Annotated in this window: 15 protein-coding genes and 1 tRNA gene; 7 read left to right on the top strand and 9 right to left on the bottom strand. The window is 39.7% G+C overall.

Annotation, left to right across the window (positions count from 1 at the left end; translation table 11 throughout):
* Positions 1 to 272: 272 nt before the first annotated feature.
* Both trxA and H3V11_RS08720 read right to left on the bottom strand, forming a co-directional pair.
* On the bottom strand, positions 273 to 602 hold the full coding sequence (trxA, locus tag H3V11_RS08725; protein WP_037395093.1) for a thioredoxin TrxA: 330 nt from the start codon (positions 600 to 602) through the stop codon (positions 273 to 275).
* A gap of 158 nt (positions 603 to 760) precedes the next feature.
* A complete protein-coding gene (locus tag H3V11_RS08720; protein ID WP_198224398.1) occupies positions 761 to 1945 on the bottom strand; it encodes an O-succinylhomoserine sulfhydrylase in 1185 nt (394 codons plus the stop codon).
* Between the two features lie 210 nt (positions 1946 to 2155).
* Between H3V11_RS08720 and yaaA the strand changes: the two genes are divergently transcribed.
* The 3 genes from yaaA to H3V11_RS08705 all read left to right on the top strand — a co-directional run bounded on the left by yaaA (position 2156) and on the right by H3V11_RS08705 (position 3711).
* Positions 2156 to 2938, top strand: a complete 783-nt coding sequence (gene yaaA, locus H3V11_RS08715; protein ID WP_084553117.1) for a peroxide stress protein YaaA — start codon at positions 2156 to 2158, stop codon at positions 2936 to 2938.
* 107 nt (positions 2939 to 3045) lie between these two features.
* Positions 3046 to 3136, top strand: a tRNA-Ser gene (locus H3V11_RS08710).
* Between the two features lie 92 nt (positions 3137 to 3228).
* The gene (locus tag H3V11_RS08705) at positions 3229 to 3711 is read left to right on the top strand and encodes a DUF2321 domain-containing protein (RefSeq protein ID WP_198224397.1); all 483 of its coding nucleotides are present in this window, start codon (positions 3229 to 3231) and stop codon (positions 3709 to 3711) included.
* Positions 3712 to 4950: 1239 nt separating this feature from the next.
* Here the strand turns inward: H3V11_RS08705 and H3V11_RS08700 are convergent.
* Positions 4951 to 5253: a hypothetical protein gene (locus tag H3V11_RS08700; protein WP_100125493.1), complete on the bottom strand. Its 303-nt coding sequence runs from the start codon at positions 5251 to 5253 to the stop codon at positions 4951 to 4953.
* 798 nt (positions 5254 to 6051) lie between these two features.
* Here H3V11_RS08700 and clpB point away from each other — a divergent pair.
* The 3 genes from clpB to H3V11_RS08685 all read left to right on the top strand — a co-directional run bounded on the left by clpB (position 6052) and on the right by H3V11_RS08685 (position 10686).
* Positions 6052 to 8625 (top strand): ATP-dependent chaperone ClpB, encoded by a 2574-nt coding sequence (gene clpB / locus H3V11_RS08695; protein ID WP_037395109.1) that lies wholly within the window; start codon positions 6052 to 6054, stop codon positions 8623 to 8625.
* Positions 8626 to 8795: 170 nt separating this feature from the next.
* Positions 8796 to 10115 carry a serine hydrolase gene (locus H3V11_RS08690; RefSeq protein WP_198224395.1) on the top strand — a complete coding sequence of 440 codons (1320 nt, stop codon included), beginning with the start codon at positions 8796 to 8798 and terminating at the stop codon, positions 10113 to 10115.
* A gap of 97 nt (positions 10116 to 10212) precedes the next feature.
* On the top strand, positions 10213 to 10686 hold the full coding sequence (locus tag H3V11_RS08685; protein WP_198224393.1) for a CYTH domain-containing protein: 474 nt from the start codon (positions 10213 to 10215) through the stop codon (positions 10684 to 10686).
* A 44-nt stretch (positions 10687 to 10730) separates the two neighbouring features.
* Here H3V11_RS08685 and prmB read toward each other — a convergent pair whose 3' ends face one another.
* The 4 genes from prmB to H3V11_RS08665 form a co-directional block, all read right to left on the bottom strand.
* The gene (gene prmB / locus H3V11_RS08680; protein WP_198190040.1) at positions 10731 to 11636 is read right to left on the bottom strand and encodes a 50S ribosomal protein L3 N(5)-glutamine methyltransferase; all 906 of its coding nucleotides are present in this window, start codon (positions 11634 to 11636) and stop codon (positions 10731 to 10733) included.
* Between the two features lie 76 nt (positions 11637 to 11712).
* Positions 11713 to 12219: a type IV secretion protein Rhs gene (locus H3V11_RS08675; RefSeq protein WP_144235722.1), complete on the bottom strand. Its 507-nt coding sequence runs from the start codon at positions 12217 to 12219 to the stop codon at positions 11713 to 11715.
* Positions 12220 to 12223: 4 nt separating this feature from the next.
* On the bottom strand, positions 12224 to 12736 hold the full coding sequence (locus H3V11_RS08670) for a DUF2062 domain-containing protein (protein ID WP_198211082.1): 513 nt from the start codon (positions 12734 to 12736) through the stop codon (positions 12224 to 12226).
* Between the two features lie 237 nt (positions 12737 to 12973).
* Positions 12974 to 13597, bottom strand: coding sequence for a Smr/MutS family protein (locus tag H3V11_RS08665; RefSeq protein WP_084551285.1), 624 nt, complete (start codon positions 13595 to 13597; stop codon positions 12974 to 12976).
* 167 nt (positions 13598 to 13764) lie between these two features.
* Between H3V11_RS08665 and ubiM the strand changes: the two genes are divergently transcribed.
* Positions 13765 to 14979, top strand: a complete 1215-nt coding sequence (gene ubiM, locus H3V11_RS08660; protein ID WP_198209148.1) for a 5-demethoxyubiquinol-8 5-hydroxylase UbiM — start codon at positions 13765 to 13767, stop codon at positions 14977 to 14979.
* 76 nt (positions 14980 to 15055) lie between these two features.
* On the opposite strand, the gene pyrF is transcribed toward ubiM, so the two are convergent.
* Together pyrF and lapB are read right to left on the bottom strand one after the other, a co-directional pair.
* Positions 15056 to 15784, bottom strand: a complete 729-nt coding sequence (pyrF, locus tag H3V11_RS08655; protein WP_198224391.1) for an orotidine-5'-phosphate decarboxylase — start codon at positions 15782 to 15784, stop codon at positions 15056 to 15058.
* A 221-nt stretch (positions 15785 to 16005) separates the two neighbouring features.
* Entirely contained in the window at positions 16006 to 17190 is a 1185-nt protein-coding gene (gene lapB / locus H3V11_RS08650) for a lipopolysaccharide assembly protein LapB (protein ID WP_025330835.1), read from the bottom strand.

The following is a 17190-nucleotide window of genomic DNA, read 5'->3' as shown; positions in this document are numbered from 1 at the left end:
AATAATAAAATTATAAGACATTAAATATATTTTTATATTAATCCAGTAAAAAACTTTATTATAAGAATATTTATTCAGTTTATACAAATAAACTTGCAGTTAATGGATTAGAGAAAATTTTGAAAAACCTGCCAGCTACAAAATAATAGATAAATACAAATAATAAAAAATTTTGCTTTTGAAAAACTGAATCATATTAAGCTATTTATTTGGCTTATATATGATTTAGTCTTTCAAAAGCACGAAATAATTCTTAATTTAGTTAGAAATTATTAAATAGATGCATTGATAAATGCTTCCAGTTGTCCTTTATTCAAAGCTCCAACTTTTGTAGCAACACTGGCACCATCTTTAAATATCATTAATGTGGGTATACCACGAACATTAAATTTAGCAGGAGTATCCTGATTCTCATCTACATTAAGTTTCACAATTTTCAGCTTACCTTGATAAGCCGAAGCCAATTCGTCCAGAATAGGCGCAATCATTTTGCATGGCCCACACCAGGGAGCCCAGAAATCCAGTAGTACCGGTACATTCGCCTGCAAAACTTCTTTATCAAAATTGCCATCACCTACATGAACAATTAAATCACTACTCATTATGGTTTCCTTTTATTATCGGGTTTCTATATAAAATATAGCTAATCAGCTATCAATGCAATAGTAAAATAAAACTAACTGACTATATGATAATTAGATACCATGTATACAATACACTAATAGCTGTTTAAATTAATCTGAAAATTATTTTCAATACATCAAATATTTATCTTACTTAATGCATTAGCTAAATCAGCTTTCAAATCAGAGGCATGCTCCAAACCGACAGATAAGCGAATCAGTCCGGGCTGAATTCCGGCTTCCAGCTTGGCTTCCGGAGGCATACGGCCATGTGTAGTCGTCCATGGATGAGTGACAGTTGATTTAACATCGCCCAGATTTCCGGTTTTACTAAACAGAGTTAACATGTCAATTACCTGCCAGGCAGCTTTTTCACCACCTTTAACCTCAAAAGCTACAACAATTCCGCCACCTTGCTGTTGCTTTTGCACCAGTGATTTCTGCGGGTGATTAGACAGACCAGTATAATGTACCGTTATTACCTGTGGTTGAGTTGAAAGAAACTGAGCAACTTCCAGCGCATTAGCACACTGCTTTTCCATGCGGATATACAAAGTCTCCAAACCACTTAGAAGTATCCATGCATTAAAAGGTGACAACACTTCGCCGGTAGTACGGACATGTAAAAAAATTTCGTTTACCAATGCAGCACTGCCGCAGATAACTCCTCCCATTACACGCCCATGACCATCAATCGCTTTAGTAGCAGACTCTACTGATAAATCTGCCCCCAGTCGCAGCGGCTGTTGCAAAGCCGGCGATAAAAAACTGTTATCAACAACCAGTATAGCCTGATTATTATGTGCAATTTCTGCAAGTTTAGTAATATCAGCCAGTTCATTCAGCGGATTAGACGGCGTTTCAACAAAAAGCATTCTGGTATTAGGACGGATAGCGGACCGCCATTCAGTAATATCAGTCTGACTTACCAGTGTCACTTCAATCCCAAAACGTGGCAAAATATTATTCAGTAATCCAATCGTGGTTCCAAACAAACTTTTACTGGCTACCAAATGATCGCCAGCTTTTAACAGAGCAAGAAAAGTAGCATTGATTGCAGCCATTCCTGTAGACGTTGCCAGACCAGCCTCTCCCTGTTCGAGCTGAGCCACCCTTGCCTGAAACGCCGCAACAGTAGGATTATTAGTACGTGTATAAGTATAACCCTGTGTAGAACCGGCAAATAAAGATGCACCAGTTTCTGCATTTTCAAACATAAAACTACTGGTCAGAAACAGTGCAGAATTGTGTTCATTATAGGGAGTTTGTTCCTTAGCACCCCGGATGGCGATAGTTTCAGGATGCAATTGTAAAGTAGACATGATTGTTTAATTTATCTATAAATATTGAGTAAAGAATTGTGCCGCTTTTTTTATAATTGTGCAAATAACCGGCTTTTATAAATAAAGAATACTATATTCTTTATTTTAAGCCTCATACATCAAGCAAATAGCAACACCTCAGTATATGTTTATCATACATTTTGATAAATTATATATATTGGGAAAAATAATTGAAAACAAGGATAAAAAATGTATTTTGTCATTTCACCTGCAAAAAAATTAAATGAATCAGTAGAGATACCTACAAAAAAGTATACGCAAGCTAAACTTTTGGATCAGGCACAACAACTAATGCCATTACTACAACAACTGGCTCCCCATGAAATTGCTACTCTTATGAGTATCTCCGATAAACTCGCTTTACAAAATGCCGAACGTTATCATAACTGGCAGCCCCCTTTTACACCTGAAAACGCCAAACAGGCTGTATATCTTTTTAATGGTGATGTTTATGAAGGCTTGGATGCGCTGCATTTAACTGAATCTGCATTAGATTATTTGCAACAACATATGTCTATCCTGTCAGGTTTATATGGTGTTCTTAAACCTTTAGATTTAATTCAGCCCTACCGTTTAGAAATGAGTATTAAACTTAAAAATGCTCGCGGCAAAGATTTATATACTTTCTGGGGAGACATCATTACCAACACCATTGAACAGAATATACAGTCAGAAGAATATAAAGTACTTATTAATCTCGCGTCACAAGAATATTTCAAAGCAATAAATACTAAAAAAATATCTGTACCTGTTATTGCACCTGTTTTTAAAGATCAAAAAAACGGTAAATATAAAATTATCAGCTTTTATGCCAAGCGTGCGCGAGGTTTGTTTATGCGCTTCGCGGCAGAAAATCAACTAACAGATCCGGAACAGTTAAAAGAATTCGATTATGATGGCTATTATTATGATAAAGCTTCATCCAGTGAAACAGAGTGGGTATTTCTGCGTGATGAAAACAGCCATCACTAAATTTAATCAAAAATAAAATGAATGATTTAACCAGAAATTCGCTGTTTGCTTATACAAAACACTTGGCAAATCCGTATTAATCGTCTATTATGCGCATCTTCAAAGACGGAAGCGTGGCAGAGCGGTTTAATGCAACGGTCTTGAAAACCGTCGAGGGTTGATAGCCCTCCGTGAGTTCGAATCTCACCGCTTCCGCCAAATAATAAATAAAATAAACAATTAACTAATTAATATTAGTTTTATCTCACATAAAAATCTATAAAAAGCGTGCATTACCGAGAAGGGAAGATATGGGTACTTATCAAATCGCTCAAGTTTGTTTGAACGGGCATGTTACAACAAGTGCCGCAGATCGACACCCCGAACAACGAGAAGCATTCTGTTCGAAGTGTGGTGAAGCGACCATCATGAATTGTCCTAGCTGCAGCGAATTTATTCGGGGCGAATTTAAACATGATCACGCAGTAGTCATCGGTGTCTTCTACAAACCACCAGCGTTCTGCCACAACTGCGGTAAAGCGTTCCCTTGGACTGAACGAAAGATTGCAAGTGCCGTTGAGTTGGTCGAAGTTGGGGCAGATCTATCCCCCGAAGAAATGCAACAGTTCCGTTCCGACTTGACCGAGCTTACGAAAGACAGCCCGAAGACACAAGTTGCGTCGCTTCGCTTCAAGAAGGTAATGGGCAAGGCTGGAAAGTCTATCGCATCGGGTGTTCGGGATATTGTTGTAGACGTTCTGAGCGAATCAGCCAAGAAAGCGATTTGGGGCTAAACAACCGCAGCTAGACGAAATAAGCCCGGTATGAAAGTCGTGCATAGTCCTTCTGGTACTGTGAATTCACATGCGAACGCGCTTTAAAGCTTTCGAAACAAACGCCTATTTTATAAGCTGCTGCGAATGCTGCCGATGGCCTTGTCGAACTTCAACGCAAGTTCCCGAAGCGCTATGCAGTCTGTCATGCGCTTGTGGACGTCTGAAACCTAACGTTCCATCGTATCGTAACGAAGCTTCGAATGGGTTTTGGCATTTAAGCCCACAAGGAAGCCGCGCGAATGAAAGATGACAGCGGCAACGTCATTGCTTTCGAGTATCGCCGCACGCACCTTCGCCGGACGGTCTGCTTGCTTCGCCTGTTCGCGGCTATATTCCGAATTTCGCTTTCATGGCTGGCGCGCTGTGACACGTCTTCATGCTTACTCAGTTCGACAATGAACGTGCTGATTTCGCGGTAGGATTCGGTCAACGAAACTTCAGGTTAACTGCCTAGTCGTTCGCTCTGCCGATGCACTGTAGACTTGCCATTGTCTTTCTGTCATATCCATCCGTCAGCTATGCGTAACACTTATGTACAGAATCCCCTAGCGATGCGCAGAAACAGTCTTTCTGCACCGTTTACGGCATGCCGTCCTACGCTAATCAACTTTAACAGACTAAGTAGCTATAAAACGGATAAATTATTAGGATAATTTTATTCAAATTTCATTTATCTAGGTTAAGGTTGAAGATAAAAAATAAAATACTGCATTGAATTACACATTAAAAAGGAAAAGTAGATTGTAAAAAAGCTGAGATAAAGGCTGATAAGCCTTAAGCAAAACCTTTAACCTGCTGATCACAGTTATTTCCAAAATATTAGAATATTTTATAAGAATAAGTCTAAGTAAATTGCATAATGAAATAAATAATTTTTACCACTCATTTCACTATTCTTGGTTGGCAATATTTCTGCCAATTATCAAAAAAATTTTTGATATTAATGCTTTAATGGGATAAATAGCAGAAAACTGCATAGACTGTCTTAGCTAGAAAATATTAGTAGAAATGACTACTCTATACGAAAGATTATCTACTTATAAAAAAACTAAATTCTTACTATAGTTTTTAAAAGATACAGCAAATAATTGTGATATGTAAAATAAAAGTTTTGCGTCGATATCATGAAACTTTTATTTTACAATTTTAACATACATATCATAGACATATTTTTTATACTCTACCATGTGAAACTAATTAACTATTCCCGAAATCATGATGCTTGATTCGCTGATAGTTATACCAGTTTGTTTGATTTGACATCGAATTAGGTTGATTTTGTTGTAGTTCAGTATATTTGGAATTACCATCTTTCAGCTCGGGATTATCTTCAGTACTACTGGATCCTGAAGATAAACTTGTCTGAACATGTTGCTGAAACTCCATTTTCCGGGCTTTTTTATCCAGCATTGATATATGAATTTCTGTATCATAAATGCTTTTCAGTTCGAGCAATTTTTGATAAGTAGCAATCAACTCTTTATTATCAGGAGTTCGCATGATTTGCCCTTCAAGAAATTCACGGCATTTATTAAACTCTTCAGTTCTCATGGCTCATATATTAAAAAAATCTCAATATCTAAATTTTACACCATTTACAGAAATTAGCATTGAGAAATTGAATTAATATTTAAGTTATTCAGATATTATTAATCTAAATATCTGATATTACATTCGTTAAAAAATTTATCTTTATTCTCACAAATACGGGAATAGAGAAATTTAAAATTCTGAATCAAAATTTCAAGTACTTTTTTCTCAAAATATTAGAGATATAAGCAAAGCAATTGCACAAAAATTAATCACGCTTAAATTGGATTGATTCACCTTGTTTTTTTATAGTTATCCACAGATATACTCACAAAAATTGTGAAATTCTGAAGGACTTTGAAATGATAATAAAGGCTGAATAATAAAAATAACCAATCATATATATATGTTTTTAAAACAATTTTACTTCATTAAGTAAATTGAAAAAGTAAAACAACATAATTGAAATTCAAGTTCAGTAGCTCCAGACGTTTTGAATTAAAAGCATCCTGACAAACGCTCACAATTTCTATTTGTATAAATTTTGTTTCAATAATATTGATGATGCACTATAAAATTATACAAAGTAGGAAATTGAGACTTGAATTCTTCAATAAACATAAATAAAAAATATTAAATATATTTAGGTTGATTTTTTATAAATCAAGAATTTAAATCTAATCAAAATATTTATCCATACTGGTACTTGACATTAATTTTCTGATACCAATATATCTGTTAATGAAAATATAACTAAAGGAAATTTTGATGAGATTCGATAAGCTTACCGCAAAGTTTCAGCAAGCTTTACAAGATGCACAAAGTCTTGCTTTAGGACAGGATGCTGGTTATCTGGAAGCCGTATTTATATTGAAGGCTTTACTGAATGATAATGATAGCGGCTGTGCTGCTTTACTTACCCAGGCTGGTGCAAATGTTGCACAGGTTAAACAGCAGGTTGACTCTACTATTAATGGTTTACCCAGAGTATCCGGTCAGGGGGGTGAAATTCTACCCAGTACTGAATTGCAGCACATTCTCAATCTGATGGATAAAGCTGCTATTAAACGTAATGATGCTTATATTGCCAGCGAGTTGTTTTTGCTTGGTGCTGTTCAGGAAAACGGACAATGCGGACGTATTCTGAAACAGGCTGGTGTTACAGAAGATAAATTGAATTCGGCGATAGATGCCGTTCGCGGAGGCGCAAGTGTGGATAATCCTAACGCAGAAGATCAACGTGAAGCATTGAAAAAATATACAACCGACCTGACTGAAAAAGCACGTTCGGGTAAGCTGGATCCCGTAATCGGGCGAGATGATGAAATCCGGCGCACTATTCTGGTGCTTGAACGGCGTACTAAAAACAACCCTGTACTTATCGGTGAACCGGGTGTAGGTAAAACTGCCATTGTTGAAGGTTTGGCTCAACGAATTGTGAATAATGAAGTTCCGGATTCTTTGCGAAATAAGCGTTTGCTTTTGCTGGATCTGGCTAGTTTGATTGCCGGTGCAAAATTCCGGGGTGAATTTGAAGAACGTCTGAAAGCAGTACTTAATGATCTGGCTAAAGACGAAGGCAATACCATTATTTTTATTGATGAAATACATACACTGGTAGGAGCTGGTAAAGCCGATGGTGCTATGGATGCAGGTAATATGCTCAAGCCGGCTCTTGCGCGGGGTGAATTGCATTGCATCGGTGCGACAACATTGGACGAGTATCGTCAATATATTGAAAAAGACCCTGCTCTGGAACGCCGTTTCCAGAAAGTACTGGTAAAAGAACCAACAGTTGAAGATACCATTGCCATTTTACGTGGCTTACAGGAACGCTATGAAATCTATCATGGCGTAGAAATCACTGATCCGGCAATAGTAGCTGCTGCTGAATTATCTAATCGTTATATTACCGACCGTTTTTTACCAGATAAAGCCATTGACCTGATTGATGAGGCTGCATCATTAATTAAAGTTGAAAGCCAGTCTATGCCTGAAAGTATGGACAAGCTTAAACGCCGTGAAATACAGTTGGAAATTGAACGCGCATCTCTGGTGAAAGAAGATGATGAAGCCAGCAAAAAACGTCTGGCACTGCTAGATGAAGAGCTGGATAATGTTAAGCGTGAGTTTGCTGATCTGGATGAAATCTGGAAAGCGGAACGAGCCAAAGCTCAAGGCAGCGTTACAATTAAAGAGCAGATTGATCAGCTAAAAGTTAAGATGGATGCGCTTAAGCGTAATGGTAAATGGGAAGAAGTGGCCAAGCTCCAGTATGAAGAATTACCCCGGCTTGAATCCCAGTTACAGGCTGCTGACAACGGGCAACAGAATAATCAGCCTAACAAGCTGTTACGCACTAAAGTAGGCTCAGAAGAAATTGCCGAAATTGTTTCGCGTATGACCGGTATTCCGGTATCCAAAATGATGGCCGGTGAACGGGAAAAACTATTGAGAATTGAAGAAGTATTGCATGAACGTGTAGTGGGACAGGATGAAGCTGTACGCGCTGTAGCAGATGCAATCCGCCGCTCACGCTCCGGTTTATCAGACCCGAATAAACCCTATGGCAGCTTTTTGTTCCTCGGCCCCACCGGTGTAGGTAAAACAGAGTTGTGTAAAACTCTGGCAAGCTTTTTGTTTGATAGCGAAACCCATCTGATTCGGGTAGATATGTCGGAATATATGGAAAAACATTCCGTTGCGCGTTTGATTGGTGCGCCTCCCGGCTATGTTGGTTATGAAGAAGGTGGTTTTTTGACTGAGCAGGTACGCCGCAATCCTTATAGTGTGGTTTTGCTGGATGAAGTTGAAAAAGCTCATCCGGATGTATTCAACATTTTGTTACAAGTTTTGGATGATGGTCGTTTAACTGATGGTCAGGGACGTACAGTTGATTTCAAAAATACGGTTATCGTTATGACTTCCAATATTGGCAGTCAGGAAATCCAGAAAATGGAAAGCGATGATTATGCTGCGATTAAGGCAGTAGTAATGGATGAAGTTAAACAATACTTCCGCCCTGAACTGATTAACCGTATTGATGAAGTTGTTGTATTCCATAGTCTTAACCAATCCAATATTCGTGCTATCGCTAATATCCAGCTTGCCGGTCTGCGTCAGCGTCTGGAAAAAATGGATTTACATTTACAGGTTGATGATGCCGCTTTGGATGTACTGGCTAAGGTGGGATTTGATCCGGTCTATGGCGCACGTCCTCTGAAACGGGCTATTCAGACCGAAATCGAAAATCCACTGGCTAAAGAATTACTGGCTGGAGACTATGCTCCTAACAGTACAATTATGTTAACGGCTCAGGATGGTATTTTGACTTTTGCCTGATTATTAATTGAGAAACCTGCTGTAAAGCAGGTTTTTTTTTAACCTCTAAATTAGCTTTACCTTTTATCTATATTGGTATTATCTAAAATTATTGGAAGCATTAATCTGATAATTTCTGAATTTTTAACTTTATCTATACTTGACGATTTAAATAATGTACAGAATATTTTATGAAAATGATAAATAAAACTTTTAAAACTGCTTTATTAACTCTGTGTTTAACTACCAGTTTTAATATTCATGCAGCAACTACGCCAAATAGCTGTAAATCATTAGGTCTCAACAATTGCCCTGCTCCATTGGACAAAAAATTACCGGATGTCAAAAACATGTTAAGCTGGAATCAGCAACAACGGGCAATTGGCTTTCGTAATGACTATCGCTCTTATCCCGGTGATGTTTTTCACGCTGCTCATGGCCTGCCACTGCCCAGAGCGCCTCAAAATCTGTCTAATGTAAATTATCAGATTCACGGTCAGTCATATCTGCTAAAAAATTATTTAAAGCGTAATAATGTAACCGGAATGATGGTAATTAAAGATGGCAAAGTAGTATGGGATTATTACGCCAATGGTAATAATCCTACTACACTCTGGACATCACGCTCAGTGGGTAAATCGGTGGTTTCTACACTAGTAGGTATTGCTCTGAAAGAAGGTAAAATCAAATCACTGAATGATGAGATAGTTAAATATAATCCTGATGTGCGGGGAACAGCATGGGAGCACGTGACGATTCGTCAATTGCTTCAGCATACTTCTGGTGTGAACTGGAACGAAGATTACACTGATCCGAAATCAGATTTTTCACAACTTACTCAATGTGAGGCCAATCCTGATACTTATACCTGCGTTAACAGTCTGGTAAAAGCACCCGGCCGCAAATCATATGCTAAGCCCGGTAAAGCATGGTCTTATTCATCCGGTGGTGCATGGCTGCTAGGAGACACACTGGAAAAAGCAACTGGTGAAAGTATTGCCCGATATCTACAGAATAAAATATGGCAACCATTCGGTATGAGCAAAGATGGTGTGTGGCACAGTTATACTGTGGGACAACATGATGTGGGTGCACACGGATTTAATGCTACGCTTGAAGACTGGGGTAAATTTGGCCTCTTCGTAATGAATAATGGTACGCTGCCAGATGGCAGGCAGATTTTACCTAAAAACTGGGTTAAAGATTCCCGTAACTGGAATCAGGCGAAAAATTCAGTCAGCAAACTGCATCCGGAAGGAAGTTATGGCTATGAATGGTGGAATAATAGTGTACCGGCTACTGTAAATGATGTTTCTCCAAAAACAGGGCTGAACAGTCAGGACAGCATGTGGGCTTTAGGAATTTACGGACAGATTATTATGGTTAATCAGAAACAGAAGCTGGTTATTGTACAATGGTCTACCTGGCCTAAAGCAGAGCCCTCTTTTCTGGAACAGCCACTGGAAGCATCTTTAATGTTTAATGCAATTGCTAACAGACTTGCATCATAACTGTTATTATTCAGCCTGACACAAATCTGTGCACCAGTTTACTACCAAACAGTTTCTGGTGCTTTTTGGCATATAGGTTGATTCATAAGATTTTATTATGGCACAGGAAATTGAACGTAAATTTCTGGTAGTAGGCAATGCGTGGCGGAATCTGGCATCAGCTAAGCATCTTTGTCAGGGCTATTTATCGACGGTTAAAGAACGAACCGTACGTATCCGTATTTGTGATGATAAAGCATGGATAACGATTAAAAGCACAAATCGTGGCATTACTCGTACTGAATTTGAATACTCAATTCCGGTTGCAGATGCCAGACATATGCTCATTCATATGGCAGAGCAGCCAATAATTGAAAAATACCGTTACCGCATACCTTTAAATGGACTTATCTGGGAAATTGATGAATTTTTAGGTGTGAATCAAGGCCTGATTGTGGCTGAAGTTGAATTAAACCACACTGATGAGCATATTATTTTTCCAGACTGGATAGGACAGGAAGTATCGGATGATCCCAGATATTACAATAATAATCTGGTCAGAAAGCCTTTTACATCGTGGCATAAGTCTTAATTTGCGGACTTCTGAACAATCTAACCAGATATATCACAGTTAATCTATGCTTCACCTAACAATTGTTCGCGTGTCAGCAAAAAGACAAAACCATCTCCGCCACTGGTAGGCATCCAGGTAAATGGCAATTCCGGAAATGCCTGCTCCAGTACTTCGCGATTATGCCCGATTTCAACCAGCAATACCCCTTTTGGGTTAAGATATCTGGCAGCCTGCTGAATAATCTGCCGAGTAGCATCCAGACCATCAATCCCGCTGCCTAATGCCAGTTCTGGCTCATGCAGATACTCTTCTGGCAATTGTGCGACTGATTCGGCATCAACATAGGGCGGATTTGACACGATTAAATCATAAGTTGTATCAATACCGGTAAACAGGTCGGTATGAATCAGATTGATTCGATCCTCTAATCCATAGTCTTCAATATTCATACCTGCTACCTCAAGCGCATCAAGACTGATATCTACTGCATCAATCATCGCATCCGGATAAATGTGCGCCATCTGAATAGCCAGTGCACCGCTGCCCGTGCATAAATCCAGTGCTCTGTGTACCAGTTCATCATATTCAATCCATGGATGAAGCGGTGCACCTAAAAGCTCATAAATAAATGAACGCGGCACAATTACTCTTTCATCAACATAAAATTCATATGCACCTTGCCATGCCTGATGGGTAAGATAAGCCACTGGTATGCGTTCACTGGTACGGCGCTGAACAAGCTGTAGCAGCAGTGACTTTTCTGTGTCGAGCAAACGGGCATCAAGGAACGGCTCTAATGTGTCCAGTGGCAAATGTAAGGTATGTAAAATCAGGTAGGCAGCTTCATCATAGGCATTATCATTTCCATGACCAAAAAATAATTCTGCCTCTTGAAACTGACTCACAGTAAAGCGTAAAAAATCACGTACAGTTTGCAGTTGCTGCGCTGCTGCTTCAAATACAGACATGTATCACTCCGGCAATAAAACAAGTGTGGATTATAACAGTTAAGAGTTATCTAAAATAACCGGCCAAAGCCGGCTGTTAATAATGCGGTAACAGACTACGATTATCCGGATGTCTGATAAGCGGTTTAAGCAAGCGACGAAAATCCACTAGAGAGTGCTGATACCGTTTATCACCGCTCAATGCCAGAAAATAATGCTGTACTATATTCGCCTGTTGCTCCATATTCAGCTGATTAAGGCTGATAATTGTTTCCGGAGGCGGATACCGGTAGGCACGAGCCTGATAGTAGCCTGCTTTAAGTGCAAGACAAACTCCGGCAAATAAAATTGGAAAACCATGCTGGCTTTGCCAGACATGCATAAGCTCATGCATCAGCCAGCCTTGCATACTCAAATCTAACTGAGTAAAATCATCAACATAATATGCCGCCGGAAAAATAATATGATTTCCGCACGTTATGGCAGCATGCGGATGTACTAGCCACCATGCATCACATACTATCTGCACTTTTGTCCAGTCTGCTGCATTACCCAGAAACTTTCTGACCAACCTCAACTCGTTATCCGTTAATGATCTTTGCATGTCTTTATTTCTGAATGGTGGTCACATGTCTGCGTGCAAACCACTGCCAGCCATTCCAGACCACAATATATCCGAGGGTTGCGAGTATCATGCCCAATACTGGCACACCCAAAAGTAAAGGCTTACCAAACTGAATCAGCCATTGCCATAATTCAGTCCCGAGATGACCTAATTTAAACTCTGGCAGTTCAGGCATGGCTTTGCCCCACTGACCATATAATAAGCCCTCACCAATCTGATAAGCACAGTAATATAAGGGTATATAAGTTAGCGGATTCGTATACAGTGTAGTTAAAAGTGCCACGGGTAAATGTGTGCGTACCACATAAGCCACTATCAGAGCGGTAAGCATTTGGGTAGGTCCGGGCATGAGACCACAAAACATGCCAACAGCTACAGCAGAGGCAGCACGTTCTCGATTGAGCTGCCAGTAGTATGGCCTGTCAAACCAGCGTGCAAATGGTTTAAACCATGGAGACGAAAATAATGATGCCTGTGTTGGCATTTTTTGCCGCATATACTGAATCCATTTGGTCAGGCTAATGTTTATCATCTTGCCGAGACCAATTTTGAAAATTACCAATACAGATTTTTATACTAAAAAACATAACCTATTTTTTTAATTATAAATCAAACAAAAAATCAGACATTTTCTATGATAATAACTTAATACTAATATCCGGTTTAACCTGATTCTGTTGATTTTCACTTTTATTTTATGCTAAGGGGTTAAGACAGGTACTTAAATACAAATTTATTCCCGTTCAAACGCACGATGCTTCTTTTTAACCAGCACATATACTGCACCATCATTACGCTCATTTGGCTGGGCATAAGCCAGCACTTCGGGGTGTGCCATTAACCAGCGGCGTACAAGTGTTTTCAATACAGGCTGATAATCCTTTGATCCCAGTCCGCTGCCATGAACTATTTCACCTACTACTCCATATTGCTGAATATAATCTATAAATTCATTCAGTACTTCCTGGGCCTCATCCTGACGATAGCCATGTAAATCCACATAAGCTACGATAGGCCATTGCTTCGCCTGCAGGCGCTTAATATCAGCCGTACCGCGACCATTTTTACTGAATACTGGCGGTGCAGTATCATTCTGATTTTCACCAACATAAAAATAGCTGCTTTCGTCTGTTGATTCTTCCTGACGGGTTCGCAATTTAATCGGGCTGGTATCACGCGGATGCTGAAACTGATTTCTTGCCTTTAATGGCGTAATATCTTTTCCGATCGCTTCAGCAAAATTGACATCTGCCTGGCGCTTTTGTACTTCTTTTGCCTGCTGCTCTTCTGCCAGACGTTTCGCTTTAGCCTGTTTACCCAGTTGCTGCAATTGATCCTGAAATGAGTTTTTAACCATTTGTATAATCATTCATATATAAATCCTATTACCATGATTTTAACAGAGCAATAATTTAAGGGTTAAGCTTGACGTTTATTAACTTTCTTTCAAACGGATATAGGATTCAAGTTCATTTTCAGTTATTCTAACGCTGTATTGAATATATTCATTCAGGAATGGATTTTATGGCAGCAAATAATGTGTCTTCACACTCAGATAAAGAAACTGATGTCATTATCGTTGGAGCCGGACCTGCTGGTTTAAGTCTGGCACGCGCTTTAGCTCCATCAGGGCTTTCAATTACTGTAGTTGAAAAACAGGAAATGGCTGTACTGGCGCACCCGCCTTTTGATGGCAGGGAAATTGCTCTGACACATTATTCAAAGGAATTAATGCAGCAGTTAGATATGTGGGACAAAATTGCACCAGATGAAATTTATCCTTTGCGTGATGCTAAAGTAATTAACGGCTATTCTAACTATCAGCTCCATTTTGAACAGCCAACAATGGCTCGCGGCAAACCGGCCAATACACTGGGTTTTTTAATCAGTAATCATAATATCCGGCGTGCTGCATACGAAGCAGTCAAAGCCTTTAATAATGTAAATATTATTACTGGCCATAGTATTATTGATGTAAAAAATGATCATGCAAATCAAATTGAAGCCAAGCTGGATGATGGCCGGCTAATCAAAGGGAAACTACTTGTTGCTGCCGATAGCCGTTTTTCCAATACACGCCGCCAGTTGGGTGTTTCGGCTCAGATTCACGATTTCGGGCGTACAGTAATTGTTTTCCGAATGAAGCATACATTGAGTAATCAGCATACTGCACTGGAGTGTTTCCATTACGGGCGTACTCTTGCGCTACTGCCACTTGAAGAAAATCTCACTAATTGTGTTGTTACTATTAATAATGAACATGCAGGTGACATTCTGGCCATGTCTCCCGCTGAATTGGCGGCTGATATTACCCAGCAGCTTAAAGGCAAGCTAGGTGAGATGCATTTGGTTAGCACTGTTCATCATTACCCGCTTGTCGGCGTCCATGCCAATGCATTTTATGCTCAGCGCAGTGCTCTGATTGGAGATGTGGCAGTTGGTATGCATCCGGTAACAGCTCATGGTTTTAATCTTGGACTAAGCGGAGTAGGCATATTGTCCAAACTGATTAATGAAGCCGTCTCTAAAGGAAAAGATATTGGCAGTCAGACATTACTGGCTCAATACCAGAGACAGCATATGCCTCATACCCGGATTCTGTATCACGGAACTAACGCTATGGTGTCTTTATTTACTAACGACAGCCACCCTGCCCGACTGATGCGCTCATTGGTATTGCGTATCAGTAATAATCTGCCTCCGGTGAAAAAACTGATTAGCAAACAGTTAACCGGATAATCCAATTTATACAACCAATAAAATAGCTGCTAACTATATATGTGTTAGCAGCTATTTTTTATCAAAACTTTTCTGCTTAAATCAGACCGTTATTAATTTTTTGCAACAACTCAATCGGGTTCTGACTTTGCGTTACCGGTCTGCCCATTACCAGATAGCTGCTGCCTGCTGCTAGAGCTGCTTTTGGGGTCATAATGCGCCGCTGATCATCTGTAATTGAATTTTGTAATCTGATACCGGGCGTAACCAGTAAAAAATCCTGCCCGAGCTGTCCGCGTAATAAAGATGCTTCCTGAGCAGAACAAACCACCCCATCAAGACCGGATTGCCGGGTTAATTCAGCCAGACGAATAACTGTTTCTTCTATAGATGAGCTTATACCGATTTCTGCCAGTTCATTCTGAGTCATACTGGTTAATACCGTTACTGCAATTAATAATGGCGGCTGGCTGCAATTACTAACAGCTTCAGCAGCAGCTTCCATCATTCTTCGGCCGCCCGATGCATGCATATCTACCATCCACACTCCCATATCAGCAGCCACTTTACAGGCAGACGCTACGGTATTGGGAATATCATGGTATTTTAAATCAAGAAAAATCCGATAGCCTTGTAATACAAGCTGCTCAACCAAATAGCGGCCAGTAGCAGTAAATAGTTCTTTACCTATTTTAAGCTGACACAAATCCGGGTCCAACTGACGAACAAAATCCAGCGTTGTTTCAGCATTGGCAAAATCCAGTGCCACAATGACAGGTTTAGCTTTCTGATTCATTAAAGTAGTATCAAGCATCAATGGATTCATATTCCGCAAGTCATCATTCAATATTGTCTTTAACAATACACATATATATTGCTAAAGACTTATTTATAGAAATAATTTAATTATGATATTAAACCCTAATTTAATATCATATTATTTTTAAAAATCATTTATTATTTTTAAAAATCATCTGTAACTGATTGTGTGCAGAATTTCTGTACATCAGACCAAATATTCAGCAACTGATAAGACTTATCAGCCAACTACACATCAATACGATTTGGCGTAAATGTTTCCCATTTATTACAAGCCGGACAATGCCAGAAGAATACCTGAGATTTAAAATGACAATGGCGGCAACGGTACATCACAGATTTTTGCATCTGCATGCCCACTACTGAACGCATCATATCAACTTCGGCTTTCCACTTCGAACTGATAGTATTTTGTAAAACGCCGAGTAAACGGTAAGTTCCGGTCAGAGTAGGCTTACGCCGCACCAGATCAATAACAATTTCGGTAGCTCGGTCTTCACCATATACAGGTAAAGACTTTTCATATATCACACCAGATAAATCCAGCTGCGGAAACGTCTGGGCAAAACCAATTAAAACTTCCAGACCGTCTGCGGCTTTATTCATTCCATCATAGGCATCATATAAACGCTCACCTACCAGACTGAGATATTCATAATTCTGTTTTTCAATAGCGCTATAAGCATCTACAGCAGCCTGAAAATTTTGTTGTTTCAGTTCAACATCACCCAGAATCATATTAGCCCGGCTGCATTTGCGATTGACTGCCAGAGCCTGAAAAATATACTCACGTGCTTTATTGTACTCAGACTGATACAAAGCCAGCTGAGCTAGCTCACAATAAAACTGAGCAATTTCAAATTGATAAGTCTGGTCTCCGGTACTGAGTTCTTCTGCCAGCTTAATGGCTTTTTCCCAGTCCCGATCTTGCTGATAAATATTCAGCAATATCTGCCGTGCCTGTCTGGCTTTACTGCCATTAAGCAAACCAACCAGAATCTGCTCGGCACGGTCTACCAGACCGGCGGCCTGATAATCTTGGCCAAGCTCGAAAGCGACAATATCACGACGTTCTGCGATAGTTTCCGGTAGCTCCAGTAATTTCTGATGTAAAGCGATGGCCTTATCATTTTCACCACGCTGACGGTACAACTTCCCTAATGTCAGATGCAGCTCATAAGTGCTTTGACGGGCATCATTTTGCTGATCGACAACCTCAGCCAGCTCACGTACTGCAACCGCACTTTTATTCTCAGCCAGGGCATCCAGACTTTTATAAAATCCTTCCGGAATGGCTTTCGCCTGTTTCAGCACTGCCCGCATATCTACCCGGGCAGCAAACCAGCCCATAGCAAAAAATACAGGTAACAAAATAACTGGTGCCAGCCACATCCAGAAATCATTACTATCCAT

The organism is Snodgrassella sp. W8158 (assembly GCF_016100435.1).
GTDB lineage: Bacteria > Pseudomonadota > Gammaproteobacteria > Burkholderiales > Neisseriaceae > Snodgrassella > Snodgrassella alvi.
This window is presented reverse-complemented; position numbering and strand designations above follow the sequence as displayed.

What these genes read in the sequence shown, in the direction of transcription:
- H3V11_RS08700 (WP_100125493.1), bottom strand. Translation starts at nt 5,253, where the DNA reads ATGCGAACTCCTGATAATAAAGAGTTGATTGCTACTTATCAAAAATTG.
- H3V11_RS08685 (WP_198224393.1), top strand. Translation starts at nt 10,213, where the DNA reads ATGGCACAGGAAATTGAACGTAAATTTCTGGTAGTAGGCAATGCGTGG.
- H3V11_RS08665 (WP_084551285.1), bottom strand. Translation starts at nt 13,597, where the DNA reads ATGGTTAAAAACTCATTTCAGGATCAATTGCAGCAACTGGGTAAACAG.
- clpB (WP_037395109.1), top strand. Translation starts at nt 6,052, where the DNA reads ATGAGATTCGATAAGCTTACCGCAAAGTTTCAGCAAGCTTTACAAGAT.
- H3V11_RS08690 (WP_198224395.1), top strand. Translation starts at nt 8,796, where the DNA reads ATGAAAATGATAAATAAAACTTTTAAAACTGCTTTATTAACTCTGTGT.
- H3V11_RS08720 (WP_198224398.1), bottom strand. Translation starts at nt 1,945, where the DNA reads ATGTCTACTTTACAATTGCATCCTGAAACTATCGCCATCCGGGGTGCT.
- trxA (WP_037395093.1), bottom strand. Translation starts at nt 602, where the DNA reads ATGAGTAGTGATTTAATTGTTCATGTAGGTGATGGCAATTTTGATAAA.
- prmB (WP_198190040.1), bottom strand. Translation starts at nt 11,636, where the DNA reads ATGTCTGTATTTGAAGCAGCAGCGCAGCAACTGCAAACTGTACGTGAT.
- pyrF (WP_198224391.1), bottom strand. Translation starts at nt 15,784, where the DNA reads ATGAATCCATTGATGCTTGATACTACTTTAATGAATCAGAAAGCTAAA.
- yaaA (WP_084553117.1), top strand. Translation starts at nt 2,156, where the DNA reads ATGTATTTTGTCATTTCACCTGCAAAAAAATTAAATGAATCAGTAGAG.
- ubiM (WP_198209148.1), top strand. Translation starts at nt 13,765, where the DNA reads ATGGCAGCAAATAATGTGTCTTCACACTCAGATAAAGAAACTGATGTC.
- H3V11_RS08705 (WP_198224397.1), top strand. Translation starts at nt 3,229, where the DNA reads ATGGGTACTTATCAAATCGCTCAAGTTTGTTTGAACGGGCATGTTACA.
- H3V11_RS08670 (WP_198211082.1), bottom strand. Translation starts at nt 12,736, where the DNA reads ATGCGGCAAAAAATGCCAACACAGGCATCATTATTTTCGTCTCCATGG.
- lapB (WP_025330835.1), bottom strand. Translation starts at nt 17,190, where the DNA reads ATGGATAGTAATGATTTCTGGATGTGGCTGGCACCAGTTATTTTGTTA.
- H3V11_RS08675 (WP_144235722.1), bottom strand. Translation starts at nt 12,219, where the DNA reads ATGCAAAGATCATTAACGGATAACGAGTTGAGGTTGGTCAGAAAGTTT.